The organism is Pseudomonas sp. 21 (assembly GCF_000955805.1).
Taxonomy (GTDB): Bacteria; Pseudomonadota; Gammaproteobacteria; order Pseudomonadales; family Pseudomonadaceae; genus Pseudomonas.
Map to the genome: position 1 here is coordinate 56484 of NZ_JYOA01000013.1, position 15009 is coordinate 71492.

Consider the following 15009-nt stretch of genomic DNA (forward strand, 5'->3'; position numbering starts at 1 on the left):
CCGCGACAGCCCGGCGCCGGAGCGTCGCGGATGCAGTCGGTTGCAGGCTTTTCGTGGGAGCGAGCTTGCTCGCGAACCGCGTTTCCCGGCCGCTCCGGCGCAGGGAGGGTTCGCGAGCAAGCTCGCTCCTACAGGTGCAGCGTCAGGCGTCCTGCAGCGCGCGGGGGCGATTGCTGCGATCTTCGGCGCCGGCACTGACGGCCTGCTGCAGCTGGAAGTCGAACTCGATCTCGGCGAAGCGCCCTTCCACACCGCGCGCCTTGGCGGCAGCCGCGTCCTCGACGAAACGCACCTCGCCGATCAGCCCGTCGCGGGTGGCGTAGGCAAAGTCGTCCCACAGGTACTGGTCACCGGCCAGGTTGATCTGCGTGGTCAGGTGGCGATGCCCCGGCGCGGAAATGAAGAAGTGAATGTGCGCCGGGCGCTGGCCGTGGCGGCCGAGCTGGTTGAGCAGCTCCTGGGTCGGGCCGTCCGGCGGGCAGCCATAGCCGCTGGGCACGATGCTGCGGGCCTGGTAGCGACCCTCGGCGTCGGTGACGATGCGCCGGCGCAGGTTGAATTCGGACTGGGTGCTGTCGAAGTACGAGTAGGTGCCCTTGGTGTTGGCGTGCCAGAGATCGACCACGGCACCGGCCAGCGGCTTGCCGTCGAGGTCGAACACGCGGCCGGAGAGGAACATCACGGTGCCGGCGTCTTTTCCATCATCCATGCGCGCCTCGCCTTCGGACAGCGGCGCGCCGGCCACGTACAGCGGGCCTTCGATGGTGCGCGGGGTGCCGCCTTCAATGCCCACCGCCGCGTCCTGGGCGTCCAGCAGCAGGTCGAGGTAGTGCTCGATGCCCAGGCCGGCCACGACCAGCCCGGCTTCCTGGCGCGCGCCGAGGCGGTTGAGGTAGTCCACCGCCTTCCAGAACTCGTCGGGGGTGACGTTCATGTCTTCGATGAGCTTCGCGGTGTCCTGCAGGATGCGCAGGACGAGGTTCTTCACCCGCGGGTTGCCCTGGTCGTTCAAGGCGCCGCTGGCTTCTTCGAAGAACTTCTGGATGTCGGCAGTCTGGGAAATCTTCAGGGTCACGTTGTCACCTCGTTCTTGTTGTTTTCGGGGTCATCAGGGAATCAGCTCGCGCAGCGCTCGGCTTCGCGGTCGACGCGATGGAACACGCGGTTGAAGTACACCAGGCTGTCCTGGCGCTCGCGCACTGCGACCTTTTCCAGCTCGACGAACATCACGGTGTGCGAGCCGACTTCCTTGCAGTCGCTGATGCGCCCTTCCAGGCTGACCAGCGCCTGGCGCAGCACCGGCAGGCCGGCGTAGCCGTCATCCCAGAGATCCCAGGTGAAGCGCTCTTCCATGGACACCTTGGTCATCCCGGCGAAGTGCTTGGCCAGCTCTTCCTGCTCGCCGCACAGCACGTTGACGCACAGGTGGCCGTTGCTGCGGAACACATCGTGGGTAGCGCTGCCGCGATTGACGCAGACCAGCACGGTGGGCGGCGAATCGGTGACCGAGCAGACCGCGCTGGCGGTGATGCCGCAGCGGCCTTCCGGGCCGTTGGTGGTGATGATGTTCACCGCCGCCGGCAGCTGCGCCATGGCGTTACGGAAGTCGATCTGGGTCTGGCTGAGGGTATTGGCCATTTCTTCGCCCCTTGTGCTGGAGTGGCCGGCACGCCCGGCCTTTCTTGTAGGGGGCCAGCGTAGGGCAGCGCCAAGGTGCGAAACATTCAGACGATTACCACGCCAGAGGGTGGTGGCCGCTAGTCATGTAGGTGGTTTCTTTATCGTCAGCATCGCCGACTATGGGTATGCTCCGGGACATGCCATTGCGGCGACCGGACCAAAGCCCGGCGTACGCGGCCTACGTGCAGCTCTACAACGATAAAAAAGAAAGTGGCAACGCCTGATGGATGCTAGAAAACCCGTGGTCTACATCGTCGACGACGACAAGGACCTGCGCACCTCCCTCGCCTGGCTGCTCGAATCGGTCAGCATCGAATCGCTGTGCTACGGCGGCGCCGAGGAGTTCCTGCGCGAATACGACCCCAGACTCCCCGCCTGCCTGGTGCTCGACGTGCGCATGCCCGAGACCAGCGGCTTCCAGCTGCAGGAAATGCTCAACGACAAGGGCATCGCCCTGCCGACCATCTTCGTCACCGCCCATGGCGATATCCCGATGTCGGTGAAGGCGATGAAGAACGGCGCGCTGGATTTCGTCGAGAAGCCCTACAACCCGCAGCAGATGCTCGATCGCATCCAGGCGGCGCTGAAAAGCGCGGTGCAGGTGCACGCGGGCCAGGAGCAGAAGCAGAACCTGCAGCACAAGCTCGACCTGCTCACCGGGCGGGAACGGGAAATCCTGATGATGGTGGTGGACGGCAAGGCCAGCAAGGTCATCGCCCGCGAGCTGAACATCAGCGTCAAGACAGTCGATGTGCACCGCACCAAGATCAAGGAAAAGATGGGCGTGAGCAGCATCGCCATGCTGGTACGCGAGGTGCTCAACGTGCCGGTGGAAGAGTCGCGCCCCTGAGCGGGGCGCACTTCCTGTCGGTAAATCGACCGGTCGATCAGTCGACGCGTTCGCCGCACAGGTCGAGGGCGAACAGGCGCTGAGTCTCGGCCGGCGCCAGACCGCTGCCGATCAGGCTGAACAGCTTGCCCAGCGCCGCTTCGCGGGTCATGCCGCCGCCGGACACCAGGCCCGCATCGCGCAGGCGACTGCCGGCGGCATAGACGTCGAATACCACGTGGCCCTGCGGGCACTGGCTGATCGCCGCCAGCACCACGCCGCGAGCGTGTGCCTCACGCAATACCTCCAGCAACTCCTCGTTGTCCGACGGACCGGTGCCGCTGCCGTAGCACTCCAGCAACAGAGCCTGCACGCCACTGGCCAGCAGCGCGCGCAGGTGTTCGGCGCGCAGGCCGGGGAACAGCGGCAGCACCGCAAGGTTCACCGGTTGGCGCGGCTGGCGGTAATCCAGTTCGCCAGGAAGCACCGTCGCACGCTCACCTTTGCGCTCGCGCGGCAATACCGCGAAGGCATCGAACGCCTCGCTGCGCAGCTTGGTGACGCGGGCGCCGTGCATCATCGCACCGTTGAAATACAGCCAGACGCCCGGCTCGACGCCGGATTCCAGTGCCTTCAGCGCGCCCAGCAGGTTCGCCGGCGCATCGCTGCCCGGCGCGCCCATCGGCTGCATGGAGCCGCTGAACACCACGGGGACGTCCAGGCCCAGCAGCAGGAACGACAGCGCGGCAGCGCTGTAAGCCAGGGTGTCGGTGCCGTGCAGCACCAGTACTCCATCATGACCACCCTGCTCCACCGCATGGACGATGGCGTCGCGCATGGCGAGCCAGTTGGCCTGGGTCATGTTGGCGCTGTCGAGCAGCGGTTGCAGTTCGCTGAAGGACCAGTCGAGGCGAATCTCGCCGTGGCCTTGCAGTTGTTCGCGCATGCGCGCTTCGAAACCGCCAGCCGGCGCCAGGCCTTCGGCGGTCTGCAGCATGCCGATGGTGCCGCCGGTATAGAGGACGAAGAGGTTCTTCACGCGACGCATGCCAGTGCTCTTGTAGGAAAGTTCACAGGATAAACCGCAAGGCCGGGAGAAGTCCCGGCCTTGCGTGTCAGACCTTGGTCCGAGGCAGGATCAGCCCTGGGCAGGCAGGCTGCCGTGGGCCGGAGCGGTCGAATTGATCTTGTGCGCGTCGCGCCAGGCGTCGTGGTCGATGTCCAGGTCGGCGAACTTGCTGGCGTCGAACACCGGGCGCTCGATGCCGGCGCGGCGCTGCTCGTCGTAGTCGCGCATCACGCGCAGGCCGGTCTTGATCAGCATCGCCAGGGCCACCAGGTTGACGAAGGCCAGGCAGGTCATGGTGATGTCGGCGAAGGCGAACACGGTGCCCAGGTTCTGCATCGAGCCCCAGAGGATCAGGCCCAGCACCAGCACGCGGAAGGCGATCAGCGCGGAGCGGCTGCGGCCGACGATGAACTGCAGGGCGTTCTCGCCGAGGTAGTAGTTGTAGGTGATGCAGGTGAACACGAACAGCGACAGCGCGACACTGACGAAGATCCGGCCCCAGTCACCGACCACGGCGGCCAGCGAGTTCTGCGTGAGGGTGATGCCGTCGCCTTCGAAGCCGGGGGTGTAGAAGCCCGAGAGCAGGATCAGCAGCGCGGTGCAGGTGCAGATGACGAAGGTGTCGAGGAACACGCTGAATGCCTGGACCACGCCCTGGGAGGCCGGGTGACGCACGGCGGCGACTGCGGCCACGTTCGGCGCACTGCCCAGGCCCGCTTCGTTGGCGAACACGCCACGCTTCACGCCCATCACAATGGCGCTGCCCAGCAGGCCGGCGAAGGCCGGTTCCAGGCCGAAGGCGCTCTTGACGATGGTGGTCAGCATGCCCGGCACCAGCTCGATCTGGGTGGCGATCACGTACAGGGTCACGGCGATGTAGGCCAGGGTCTTGACTGGCACCAGCAGGTCGGACACGGCGGCGATGCGCTGGATGCCACCGAAGAACACGATGGCCAGCAGCACGGCCAGGGCGATGCCCGAGTACAGGACCGGGATGTCGAAGGCGTTCTGCAGCGAGTGGGTCACGGTGAAGGCTTGCAGGCCGTTGAAGGCGAAGCCGTAGGTCACCAGCAGCAGGACCGCGAAGGTCATGGCCATCCAGCGCAGCTTCAGGCCGTGCTGGATGTAGTAGGCCGGGCCGCCGCGGTACAGGCCGTTGCCGTCGCTGCGCTTGTAGACCTGGGCCAGGGTGCACTCGAAGAAGCTGCTGGACATGCCCACCAGTGCGGTAACCCACATCCAGAACACGGCGCCGGGGCCACCGAGGGTCACGGCAATGCCGACACCGGCGATGTTACCGGCGCCCACGCGGCCGGCGAGGCTCAGCATCAGGGCCTGGAACGAACTCAGCTGGCCGGACTGGCCGCGGATCGATTCCTTGAACACGCCGAACATGTGGCCGAAGTGGCGGAACTGGACGAAACGGGAGCGGATGGTGAAATACGCGCCGAGTCCTACGATGAGGACGATGAGGACTTTCCCGGAGAGGAAATCGTTGATCGCGTCGAGCATGTGCTGGGGCCTCGATTGTTATTGTGGGAGCACGGGCCTGGGGCTGGCCCGCTCACTGGGGGCGCATGGTTGCGCCCGAAGCCTCGCGAAACAATTTCGCGGCTTGCTACGAATTGATGCTACCTGACGCTATAATTGCGCCAGTCGCATCACCTGGACCTGGCACGAATGTCCGAAAACCTCGGCCCCAACCTCAAGCTGCTTTGCGCTCACTACCGCTCTATCTCGGAGGTTTGCCGCAAGCTCGCGATCAACCGCGCGCAGTTCAACAAGTACCTCGGCGGGCAGAGCCAGCCCACGGCGTACAACCTCAAGCGCATCGGTGACTTCTTCGGCGTCGAGGACTACGAGCTGCAACTGCCGCCGGAACAGTTCGCCCGCCTGATCGGCGCACGCGGCACTTCGCCGGCCAACGCGCAGCGCGACGATCCATTGCTGGAAATGCTCCGCCCGCTGCGCGACCACGCGGGCAACCTGTCGCGCTACTGCGGCTACTACTTCGAGTATTCCAACTGCATGTCGGTGCCCGGCTCGATCCTGCTGTCGCTGGTGCACCTGTACGAGCAGGACGGCAATTTCCTGTTCGAGCGCCAGGAACGCCAGGAGCGCTCCAGCAGCACCGATGTGCAGGCCGAGGACTGGGTGCGCTGCCGTTACCTGGGCGCGGCCTTCCAACTGCAGGACCGGGTGTTCCTGATGGACTACGAGTCGCTCACGGTCAACGAGATGAGCCAGACCATCCTCATCCCCAGCTTCAAGAGCCGCATCACCCGCCTGAACGGGCTGAAGACCGGCGTCTCCAGCGGCGACCGGCGCACCCCGGCCTGCACCCGCGTGGTCTGGGAATACCTGGGTCCGGAGATCAACCGCATCAGCGCCTATCGCCAGGTGAAGCTGTACCAGCCGGACGACCCGCGCATCGACGACGACGTACGCCAGCGCCTGCAGGTCGGGCCGATCCGCCATGGCCTCTTCGAAATCGAATGAAGAAGTGCGTGTAGGAGCGGGCCACGCCCGCGATCGCGGACAAAGTCCGCGCTCCCGGCAGCTTCGGCGCCAGGGCTGTCACGGGCATGGCCCGTTCCTACAGATTGGAATCTACCCCTTGCGGCTCTGCAACCACGCCGCCGCCAGCCCGCTGCCACAGATCACCGCGATCCCCAGCAGCGCCGAGGGCTCCGGCGTATGGCCGAAGATCACGAAACCCAGCAGCCCGGCGAAGACGATCTGGCAATAGCTGAACGGCGCCAGCAGCGCCGGCGCGGCATGCTTGAAGGCCTGGGTCAGGAACAGGTGCGCGGTCATCCCGCAGGTGCCCAGGGCCAGCATCATCAGCCCGTGGACCAGCCCCGGCCATTGCCAGAAGAACGGCACCAGCGCGCTGACGATCAGGGTGTTGCACAGCCCGGCGAAGAAGTTGCTGGTGGTCGGGCTGTCCACCTGGCTGAGCTTGCGGGTCAGCAACTGGTAGAAGCTGAAGCACAGCGCCGAGCCGAACGGCAGCAGCACCGCCGGGGTGAACAGGTCGCCGCCGGGGTGGACGATGACCAGCACGCCGGCGAACCCCACCAGCACCGCCGCCCACTGGCCGAAACTGACCCGCTCGCCCAGCAGCGGCACCGACAACGCCGTCACCAGCAGCGGCGCGAGGAAGTTCACCGAGGTCGCCTCGGCCAGCGGGATGTACTGCAGTCCCGTGGTGAACAGGAAGCTGGTACCCAGCAGGCACAGCGCCCGCAGTGTCTGCAGGAACGGATGGCGGGTCCGCAGCACCGCGAGGCCGGCGCGCGGCAGGAAGATGCCCGCCATCAGCAGCGTGTGCACCACATAGCGCGCCCACACCACCATGACGATGGGATAGATGCTCGCCAGGTACTTGGACAGCGCGTCGTGGCTGGAGAACAGGAAGGTCGCCAGGACGATGAGCAGGATGCCCTTGAAGGGCTGGTGGACGCCGGACAACGGCGATTGGCTGGTACTCATCGACTCACGGATTCAATAGGCGGATGCGGCTGACGCGGAGCCAACCTGGAGAGCAGGACAGCCTAGCAGGACGCACCGGAGAAAGAATCCGCCGCGCCGCGCCGGGAACACCTCGCGGGTCCGCTGGAAAGCCGGGCGATACGAGTCCCGCACGGCGTTGTTGCAGGCATCCTACCCGCAATGTCGGCGGATAAATGTTCCATTTGGTTAATTCATGTTCGAACAGCGAACAATTACGCCTCGGGCGAATTGCGGCGAGCCTTCACGGACCACCACTATGGCCCCAGCCGCCGCCCCGATGCGGCGCCAACAACTATAAGAAAGGTCCGTTCACATGCTCACGCTCCCCCTGGCACGCCCGCGCGCGTGCACCCCACCCGCCATCTTCCTTCGTACTCGTCCTCGCATTCCCTTTGCGCCTGGCTGATCGCCTGATCCGCACTCGCTGACCGTCTTGAGCCCCATCCGCCGCTCCCGACAGAGCCGCGCGGAGGTCTCCGCTCGCCCCGAACAACGACAAGAATGCCGAGGGAACACCCATGCTCCGCCTCCTGCCTCACTTCACCATCAGCGCCTGCCTGCTACCCGCCCTGCCCTTCGCGGCCCATGCCGAGGACGGCGGTTTTCTCGAAGACGCCAAGGCCAGCCTGCTGTTACGCAACTTCTACATGAACCGCAATTACGTCGGCGACGCCCGGCAGAACAAGGCCGAGGAATGGACCCAGAGCTTCATCCTCGATGCCCGCTCCGGCTACACCCAGGGCACCGTCGGGCTCGGCCTGGACGTGCTCGGGCTGTACAGCCTGAAGCTCGACGGCGGCAAGGGCACGGCCGGCACCCAGTTGCTGCCCACCCACGACGACGGCCGCCCCGCCGACGACTTCGGCCGCCTGGCGGTGGCCGGCAAGGCCAAGGTGTCGAACACCGAATTCAAGGCCGGCGAATGGATGGTGGTACTGCCGATCCTGCGCTCGGACGACGGCCGTTCGCTGCCGCAGACCTTCCAGGGCGCCCAGGTCACCTCGAAAGAGATCGACGGCCTGACGCTCTACGGCGGCCAGTTCCGCCAGAACAGCCCGCGCAACGACGCCAGCATGGAAGACATGTCGCTGTTCAGCCGTCCCGCCTATACCTCGGATCGCTTCAACTTCGCCGGTGGCGAATACCGCTTCAACGGCGACCGCACGCTGGTCGGCCTGTGGAATGCGCAGCTGAAGGACATCTACCAGCAGCAATACCTGCAGCTGCAGCACAGCCAGCCGCTGGGCAATTGGGTGCTCGGTGCGAATATCGGCTACTTCTGGGGCAAGGAGGATGGCAGTGCCAAGGCCGGAGACCTCGACAACCGGACATTCTCCGGGATGTTCTCAGCCAAGTACGGCGCGAACACCTTCTACCTCGGCCTGCAGAAGGTCATGGGCGAGGACGAGTGGTTCCGCGTCAACGGCACCAGCGGCGGCACCCTGGCCAACGACAGCTACAACGCCAGCTACGAGAGCGCGAAGGAGCGCTCCTGGCAACTGCGCCATGACTACGACTTCGCCGCCTTCGGTATTCCCGGCCTGACCCTGATGAACCGCTATATCCATGGCGACAACGTGCACAACGCCAGCACCCATGACGGCAGCGAATGGGGCCGCGAGAGCGAGCTGGCGTACACCGTGCAAAGCGGCATCTTCAGGACGCTGAACGTCAAGTGGCGCAACTCGACCATGCGCCGCGACTGGGGCAGCACCAACAGCTTCGACGAGAACCGGCTGATCATCAGCTATCCGCTGTCGCTGCTGTAAGCACCGAGCTCACCGAGGAGCGTAGGAGCGGACTCCGTCCGCGATAGGGTTGCCCAAACTCCTGGCCCATCGGAGTGGCCGGGAATCGATCGCGGACGGAGTCCGCCCCTACGCCCCGGCAGGCTTCTCGGCGTCTTCCGCCTCGATCTCTTCCAGCGCCAGTTCCAGCCCCCAGCTGGAGGCCTCCACTGGCTGGGCGGCCGCCGGGGGAGCGACTGGCGCCGGAGCCTGCGCGGCCGGCTTGGCGGCCGCGGGAGTGGCAGTGCTGCCGACGCTGCCCGGGTTGTCCTTGTACAGCTTGAGTTTCAGCCGCAGGTTGTTCGCCGAGTCGGCGTTCTTCACCGCCTCTTCCTCGGTGATTGCCCCTTCCACCGCCAGGTCGAACAGCGCCTGGTCGAAGGTCTGCATGCCCAGGGCACGGGACTTGTCCATGATCTCCTTGATCGAGCTGAAGTCACCGCGCTTGATGATGTCGCTGATGGTCGCCGTGCCCAGCAGCACCTCCACCGCGGCGCGGCGTTTGCCGTCCTGGGTGCGCACCAGGCGCTGGGAGACGAAGGCCTTGAGGTTGTTGCCCAGGTCGTTGAGCAGCTGCGGCCGGCGTTCTTCGGGGAAGAAGTTGATGATGCGGTCCAGCGCCTGGTTGGCGTTGTTCGCGTGCAGCGTGGAGATCGCCAGGTGGCCGGTGTCGGCGAAGGCCAGGGCGTGCTCCATGGTCTCGCGGTCGCGGATCTCGCCGATCAGGATCACGTCCGGCGCCTGGCGCAGGGTGTTCTTCAGCGCGGCGTGGAAGCTGCGGGTATCCACGCCCACTTCGCGCTGGTTGATGATGGATTTGCGGTGCCGGTGCACGTACTCGATGGGGTCTTCGATGGTGATGATGTGGCCGCCGCTGTTGCGGTTGCGGTGGTCGATCAGCGCCGCCAGGGAGGTGGACTTGCCCGATCCGGTACCGCCGACGAAGAGCACCAGGCCGCGCTTCTCCATCACCACCTTGAGCAGCACTTCCGGCAGGTTCAGGTCGGCGAACAGCGGGATATCCAGCTTGATGTTCCGCGCCACGATGGACACTTCGTTGCGCTGCTTGAACAGGTTGATACGGAAGCGGCCGACACCTGCGACGGAAATCGCCAGGTTCATCTCCAGTTCACGGTCGAACTCCGCGCGCTGCTCCTCGTCCATCAGTCCGTAGCCGATGCGGGCGACGTCGCCGGCCTTCATCGGTTCGCTGGTCAGGGGCTTGAGGACCCCGTTGAACTTGGCGCAAGGCGGAGCACCGGTGGAGAGGTAAAGATCCGAACCATCCTGGGTGGCCAGGATCTTGAGCATCGCTTGGATATCCATTGAACTGCATCCGTACGCAAGGTGGCGGCGGACGCCGTCTGTAAGCGGCGCCCAATAAATAGGAATTTGCTTATTGACTCTATGGAGCGCCCCCAGGCCAGACAATGCAACCCATCGCGAAATGCGACCTGCGTCACTGCTGCCGTACAATGCCGCCCAGACGCTTACATTCAAGGACACAACCAATGCCCGTCGCCATGGCCCGCCACATCCTGGTCAAGACCGCCGCCGAAGCCGAGCAGATCAAGCAGCGCCTGGCCAAGGGCGAGGATTTTGCCGCGCTGGCGCGCAAGCACTCCACCTGCGCCTCCGGCAAGCGCGGCGGCGACCTGGGTGAGGTACGCCCCGGCCAGATGGTGAAGTCCATCGACCAGGTGATCTTCAGGAAGCCGGTCGGCGTGGTTCACGGGCCGGTGAAAAGCCAGTTCGGCTACCATCTGGTCGAGGTCTATTTCCGCGACTGAGGGAACCGCGACTTATGACGCCGCAACAGATCGCCCACTTCTGCCTGGCGCTGCCCGGCGCCCGCGAAGACATCAAGTGGGGCAGCAACCGGGTGTTCTCGGTGGCCGGCAACAAGATGTTCGCCATCCTCGACTTTCTCGACAGCGGCAACGGCGGCGTGGCCTTCAAGGTCGGCCCCGAGCTGTTCCTGGGCTACGTCGACCGCCCCGGCATCCGCCCGGCGCCCTATCTGGCGCGAGCCTTCTGGATTTCCATGCAACGCCCCTACCCCATGGGCGACGCCGAATTGCGCGAAGCACTGACCCGCTCGCACCAACTGGTGGTCGCCCGCCTGCCCAAGCGCCAACGCCTGGGCCTCGTGCTGGAGGCGCCCTGATGCGCACGCTGAACTGGGAAGGCCTGTGGCACGCTCCGACCTCCAGCTGGGAGTCCCTGCAAGTGGGTGACGGCCGCGCAGAAAGCCAACTGCGCGCCATCGACGAGGCTGGCGGGCCGCCCTATCAGCTGGAGTACCAACTGGAGTGGGACAGCCAATGGCGCTTGCGCGAGGCGCGTTTCTCCGTCGAGAGCGAGCGCGGTGCGCATCAGCTTCACCTGCTGACTGATGGCGAAGGCCACTGGCGAAGCGGTAGCGGCGAGCTGCTGGGTGAACTGGACGGCTGCCTGGATATCGACATCTGGCCGTCGCCCTTCACCAACACCTTCCCGATCCGCCGCCTGCAATTGGCCAACGGCGATCGCCGCGAATTGACGGTGGCGTACCTGGAAGCACCGAAGCTGAAGCCGGTGCGGATGCGCCAGGGCTATACGCGCATCGACGCCACTCACTACCGGTACGAAAACCTGGAAGGCACGAACTTTCAGGCCCTCCTGACGGTGGATGATGACGGCCTGGTCATCGATTACCCCACCCTCTTCCGCCGCGCCTGACCCGATTTTCGCAGGAGCGAGCTTGCTCGCGAAGGATTCATCCGGCCGGCCCCGTGCCAAGCGGTTCGCGAGCAGGCTCGCTCCTACAGGCAGTGCGCGGACCGGAGCGCAGGAGCGGACTCCGTCCGCGATCGGTTTGCGTCACGCCGGACCTGAAAGGTAGTTCGTTAGCTAGCTTTCCTACATGCCCACGGCGGTCCATCATGTAGCACCCACCCGCCGTACCGAACTGCTGCACATGCCTGCCCAGACCCGCTCCACCGCATCCACCCTGCAAGTGGTGTCCGTCGTCCTGTTCACCTTCATCGCCTACCTGACCATCGGCATTCCGCTGGCCGTGCTCCCCGGCTACGTGCACAGCGACCTGGGGTTCGGCTCGGTGATGGCCGGCCTGGTCATCAGCATCCAGTACCTGGCCACCCTGCTGACTCGTCCGTACGCCGGCAAGGTCATCGACACTCTCGGCCCCAAGCGCGCCGTGCTCTACGGCATGCTCGGCTGCGCCGGCAGTGGTGCGCTGATGCTCGGCTCCTGGGCGATGCAGGGCCTGCCGTGGATCAGCCTCGGCCTGCTGATGGCCGCGCGCCTGGTGCTGGGCACCTCGGAAAGCCTGGTCGGCAGCGCCTCGATCGCCTGGGGCATCGACCGTGTCGGTGCGGCGAACACCGCAAAAGTCATCTCCTGGAACGGCATCGCCAGCTATGGCGCCCTGGCCATCGGCGCGCCGCTGGGCGTGCTGATGGTCGGCCAGCTCGGCCTGGCCAGCCTGGGCGGCAGCGTGGTCCTGCTGGCCGCGCTCGGCTTCGCTCTGGCCTGGCCCAAGCGTGCCGCTGCTTTGGTGCATGGCGAGCGCATGCCCTTCCACCATGTACTCGGCCGGGTTTTCCCCCACGGCATGGGCCTGGCGCTGGGCGGCATCGGCTTCGGCACCATCGCCACCTTCATCACGCTCTATTACGCCAGCCTTGGCTGGAAGGACGCGGTCTACTGCCTGACCGCCTTCGGCGGCTGCTTCATCGGCGCGCGCCTGTTGTTCGCCAACGCCATCAACCGTCACGGCGGCTTCCGTGTCGCCATCGCCTGCCTGTCGGTGGAAAGCCTCGGCCTGCTCCTGCTTTGGACCGCCCCAACGCCCTGGATCGCCCTCGCTGGCGCGGCGCTGACCGGCTTCGGCTTCTCCCTGGTGTTCCCCGCACTGGGCGTGGAAGCCGTGGGGCTGGTACCCGCCTCCAACCGTGGCGCCGCGCTGGGCGCCTATTCGCTGTTCATCGATGTGTCCCTGGGGGTCACCGGGCCGCTGATGGGCGCCGTCGCCAACGGCTTCGGCTTCGGCTCGATCTTCCTCTGCGCCGCACTCGCCGCATTCAGCGGGCTGATACTCAGCCTGTGGCTCTATCAGCGGTCCTATCAGCAGTCCTGAGCGGCGCGGCGCGGCATTAAACCGCAACAGCGCTGATTGCCTTCGAGCGCCCGTGATCCGGGAGCCATCGCCGTTGATCAGGTCATCATGACATCCGCATGACAGAGCCTGGACGAAAAAGTTCGATCCTCTGTTATCATCCCGCGGCGCCGGGGCGACCACGCCCCGAATACAACCAAAAGAACATGCCAGCACAGGACTCCACCTACCCCGTTCACGCACTACGGGGCGGAGAGCTTTTTCTTTCTGTTCGCTGGCGCTGCACCATTAAGGAAATCAAGATGCTGAACCACCGGATCAGTCTGCTCGCACTGGGGATCCTCGCGTCGACCGCTGCCATGGCCGATGACCAGTCCACCGCCAAGGGCTTCACCGAAGACAGCCACCTGGACCTGTTCTTCCGCAACGCCTACATGAACCGTGACTACAAGCACGGCCGCGACGACAAGGCCGAGTGGGGCCAGGCCGCTACCGCGACCTTCACCTCCGGCTTCACCCAGGGCACCGTGGGCTTCGGCGTTGACGCCTTCGGCATGTACGCCCTGCGCCTGGATGGCGGCCAAGGCAAGAGCGGCGCTGCCGGCATCGACTTCTTCAAGCAGGGCGACAGCGGCGAAGCGGCCAACGACCTGGCTCGCGCCGGTGGTGCGGTGAAGGCTCGCTTCTCCAACACCGTGATCAAGTACGGTGACCAGATGCCGGCCCTGCCGGTGCTGAGCTACGACAACTCCCGCCTGCTGCCGGAAAGCTTCACCGGCACCCTGATCACCTCCAAGGAGATCGAAGGCCTGGAACTGAACGTCGGCCGCTTCACCTCGGAAACCCGCAAGAGCGCCGAAGGGCGTGACAGCGGCGGCCTGAAGCGCATCGACGTGTTCGGCGGCAGCTACAAGTTCACCGACAACTTCAGCGGCTCGCTGTACGGCTACGAGAGCGAAGACGTCGCTCGCAAGCAGTACATGAACCTGAACTACGTCATCCCGGTGGCCGACAAGCAGTCCCTGACCCTGGACTTCAACGGCTACCGCACCCGCGTCAACGAAGACTTCGCTGCCGACCACGGCATCGATGGCACCAAGAACACCATCTGGAGCCTGTCGGCCGCCTACAACATCGGCGTCCACACCTTCATGATCGCGCACCAGCGCAACAACGGCGATTCCGGCTACAACTACGGCTGGTACCAGAACCAGGGCGGCCTGGGCGACGGCGGCACCACCATCTGGCTGGCCAACTCCTACTGGTCGGACTTCAACGGTGAGGACGAGCGTTCCTGGCAGGGCAGCTACAGCCTGGACTTCTCCGAGTACGGCGTACCCGGCCTGAGCTACACCGTGGCCTACGTCTACGGCGACAACATCAAGACCGCCGAGACCAGCAACGGCAAAGAGCGCGAAATCTTCAACCAGCTGAAGTACGTCGTACCGAGCGGCCCGGCCAAGGACCTGTCGGTCAAGCTGCGCGGCTCCTGGCTGCGCGTGTCCAACGACGCCCGCTCCTACAACGACGACGGCAACGAAGTGCGCGTCTTCGTCGAGTACCCGGTCAACATCTTCTGATGACCTGATCAGGCTCGAAGGAAAACGCCCCGTGGCAGCGATGCCACGGGGCGTTTTTCATTCCGGCGTCGCCTCGTTCCAGGCAGGCGGCCTACTCCAGAGAGCGGCGCCTTTGCAGCCAGGGCGTCGGGGGTAGCGCCATGCGCAGGATGTGGAAGCACAGCAGCAGGATCAGCGCGCCGGCCGCGAAGGAGCCAAGCCGCTGGGCCGGTTCGAGCGTGTCATTGAGCACATTGAGGAACAGCATCGCGCTGCCGCCCAGCATGCAGGCCAGCAGGAACACCGAGAGGATGTAGATCTTCAGCGTCAACAGCCGCCAATGCCAGCGCATGCGGCGGCGGACAGGGACTTCATCGGGGGGAATTTGCGGCATGATCCATTGCCTCCTGACAGGTTTCTGACGGTCTCACGCAACGGCAGCATGCGAC

At 65.3% G+C, this 15009-nt stretch carries 15 protein-coding genes; 8 read left to right on the forward strand and 7 right to left on the reverse strand.

Translation table 11 applies throughout. From position 1 onward, the window contains the following. Nucleotides 1-142: 142 nt before the first annotated feature. Entirely contained in the window at nt 143-1075 is a 933-nt protein-coding gene (gene catA / locus UB43_RS26630; RefSeq protein WP_045217449.1) for a catechol 1,2-dioxygenase, read from the reverse strand. Between the two features lie 41 nt (nt 1076-1116). Beyond that, nucleotides 1117-1638 (reverse strand): 4-hydroxyphenylacetate 3-monooxygenase, reductase component, encoded by a 522-nt coding sequence (hpaC, locus tag UB43_RS26635; protein WP_045217452.1) that lies wholly within the window; start codon nt 1636-1638, stop codon nt 1117-1119. A 265-nt stretch (nt 1639-1903) separates the two neighbouring features. On the opposite strand from hpaC, the gene UB43_RS26640 reads away from it, so the two are divergent. Continuing rightward, nucleotides 1904-2530, forward strand: coding sequence for a response regulator transcription factor (locus tag UB43_RS26640; RefSeq protein WP_045217455.1), 627 nt, complete (start codon nt 1904-1906; stop codon nt 2528-2530). Nucleotides 2531-2567: 37 nt separating this feature from the next. Here the strand turns inward: UB43_RS26640 and UB43_RS26645 are convergent, their stop codons facing one another. Together UB43_RS26645 and UB43_RS26650 are read right to left on the reverse strand one after the other, a co-directional pair. Beyond that, nucleotides 2568-3557: an asparaginase gene (locus UB43_RS26645; RefSeq protein WP_045217457.1), complete on the reverse strand. Its 990-nt coding sequence runs from the start codon at nt 3555-3557 to the stop codon at nt 2568-2570. 90 nt (nt 3558-3647) lie between these two features. Then, nucleotides 3648-5090, reverse strand: a complete 1443-nt coding sequence (locus UB43_RS26650; RefSeq protein ID WP_045217458.1) for a sodium:alanine symporter family protein — start codon at nt 5088-5090, stop codon at nt 3648-3650. A 168-nt stretch (nt 5091-5258) separates the two neighbouring features. Between UB43_RS26650 and UB43_RS26655 the strand changes: the two genes are divergently transcribed. Further along, nucleotides 5259-6077: a helix-turn-helix transcriptional regulator gene (locus UB43_RS26655; RefSeq protein WP_045217461.1), complete on the forward strand. Its 819-nt coding sequence runs from the start codon at nt 5259-5261 to the stop codon at nt 6075-6077. A gap of 111 nt (nt 6078-6188) precedes the next feature. Here the strand turns inward: UB43_RS26655 and UB43_RS26660 are convergent, their stop codons facing one another. After that, nucleotides 6189-7073 carry a DMT family transporter gene (locus tag UB43_RS26660; RefSeq protein WP_024767266.1) on the reverse strand — a complete coding sequence of 295 codons (885 nt, stop codon included), beginning with the start codon at nt 7071-7073 and terminating at the stop codon, nt 6189-6191. A 539-nt stretch (nt 7074-7612) separates the two neighbouring features. Here UB43_RS26660 and UB43_RS26665 point away from each other — a divergent pair. Further along, the gene (locus UB43_RS26665) at nt 7613-8863 is read left to right on the forward strand and encodes an OprD family porin (protein WP_045217463.1); all 1251 of its coding nucleotides are present in this window, start codon (nt 7613-7615) and stop codon (nt 8861-8863) included. Nucleotides 8864-8971: 108 nt separating this feature from the next. Here UB43_RS26665 and UB43_RS26670 read toward each other — a convergent pair whose 3' ends face one another. Then, the gene (locus tag UB43_RS26670; protein ID WP_177329822.1) at nt 8972-10207 is read right to left on the reverse strand and encodes a PilT/PilU family type 4a pilus ATPase; all 1236 of its coding nucleotides are present in this window, start codon (nt 10205-10207) and stop codon (nt 8972-8974) included. A 185-nt stretch (nt 10208-10392) separates the two neighbouring features. Here UB43_RS26670 and UB43_RS26675 point away from each other — a divergent pair, with 185 nt between their 5' ends. From UB43_RS26675 to UB43_RS26695, 5 genes are all read left to right on the forward strand, one after another. Further along, nucleotides 10393-10671, forward strand: a complete 279-nt coding sequence (locus UB43_RS26675) for a peptidylprolyl isomerase (protein ID WP_045217465.1) — start codon at nt 10393-10395, stop codon at nt 10669-10671. Between the two features lie 14 nt (nt 10672-10685). Then, the gene (locus UB43_RS26680) at nt 10686-11048 is read left to right on the forward strand and encodes an MmcQ/YjbR family DNA-binding protein (protein ID WP_045217467.1); all 363 of its coding nucleotides are present in this window, start codon (nt 10686-10688) and stop codon (nt 11046-11048) included. Then, nucleotides 11048-11602, forward strand: a complete 555-nt coding sequence (locus UB43_RS26685; protein WP_045217469.1) for a putative glycolipid-binding domain-containing protein — start codon at nt 11048-11050, stop codon at nt 11600-11602. The genes UB43_RS26680 and UB43_RS26685 overlap by 1 nt, the downstream gene beginning before the upstream one ends. 238 nt (nt 11603-11840) lie before the next feature. Beyond that, nucleotides 11841-13022, forward strand: a complete 1182-nt coding sequence (locus UB43_RS26690) for an MFS transporter (RefSeq protein ID WP_045217471.1) — start codon at nt 11841-11843, stop codon at nt 13020-13022. A gap of 281 nt (nt 13023-13303) precedes the next feature. Further along, nucleotides 13304-14581, forward strand: a complete 1278-nt coding sequence (locus tag UB43_RS26695; RefSeq protein WP_045217475.1) for an OprD family porin — start codon at nt 13304-13306, stop codon at nt 14579-14581. 91 nt (nt 14582-14672) lie between these two features. Here the strand turns inward: UB43_RS26695 and UB43_RS26700 are convergent, their stop codons facing one another. After that, a complete protein-coding gene (locus UB43_RS26700) occupies nt 14673-14954 on the reverse strand; it encodes a hypothetical protein (protein ID WP_045217477.1) in 282 nt (93 codons plus the stop codon). Nucleotides 14955-15009: the final 55 nt, after the last annotated feature.

What these genes read in the sequence shown, in the direction of transcription:
- hpaC (WP_045217452.1), bottom strand. Translation starts at nt 1,638, where the DNA reads ATGGCCAATACCCTCAGCCAGACCCAGATCGACTTCCGTAACGCCATG.
- UB43_RS26640 (WP_045217455.1), top strand. Translation starts at nt 1,904, where the DNA reads ATGGATGCTAGAAAACCCGTGGTCTACATCGTCGACGACGACAAGGAC.
- UB43_RS26645 (WP_045217457.1), bottom strand. Translation starts at nt 3,557, where the DNA reads ATGCGTCGCGTGAAGAACCTCTTCGTCCTCTATACCGGCGGCACCATC.
- UB43_RS26650 (WP_045217458.1), bottom strand. Translation starts at nt 5,090, where the DNA reads ATGCTCGACGCGATCAACGATTTCCTCTCCGGGAAAGTCCTCATCGTC.
- UB43_RS26655 (WP_045217461.1), top strand. Translation starts at nt 5,259, where the DNA reads ATGTCCGAAAACCTCGGCCCCAACCTCAAGCTGCTTTGCGCTCACTAC.
- UB43_RS26660 (WP_024767266.1), bottom strand. Translation starts at nt 7,073, where the DNA reads ATGAGTACCAGCCAATCGCCGTTGTCCGGCGTCCACCAGCCCTTCAAG.
- UB43_RS26665 (WP_045217463.1), top strand. Translation starts at nt 7,613, where the DNA reads ATGCTCCGCCTCCTGCCTCACTTCACCATCAGCGCCTGCCTGCTACCC.
- UB43_RS26670 (WP_177329822.1), bottom strand. Translation starts at nt 10,207, where the DNA reads ATGGATATCCAAGCGATGCTCAAGATCCTGGCCACCCAGGATGGTTCG.
- UB43_RS26675 (WP_045217465.1), top strand. Translation starts at nt 10,393, where the DNA reads ATGCCCGTCGCCATGGCCCGCCACATCCTGGTCAAGACCGCCGCCGAA.
- UB43_RS26680 (WP_045217467.1), top strand. Translation starts at nt 10,686, where the DNA reads ATGACGCCGCAACAGATCGCCCACTTCTGCCTGGCGCTGCCCGGCGCC.
- UB43_RS26685 (WP_045217469.1), top strand. Translation starts at nt 11,048, where the DNA reads ATGCGCACGCTGAACTGGGAAGGCCTGTGGCACGCTCCGACCTCCAGC.
- UB43_RS26690 (WP_045217471.1), top strand. Translation starts at nt 11,841, where the DNA reads ATGCCTGCCCAGACCCGCTCCACCGCATCCACCCTGCAAGTGGTGTCC.
- UB43_RS26695 (WP_045217475.1), top strand. Translation starts at nt 13,304, where the DNA reads ATGCTGAACCACCGGATCAGTCTGCTCGCACTGGGGATCCTCGCGTCG.
- UB43_RS26700 (WP_045217477.1), bottom strand. Translation starts at nt 14,954, where the DNA reads ATGCCGCAAATTCCCCCCGATGAAGTCCCTGTCCGCCGCCGCATGCGC.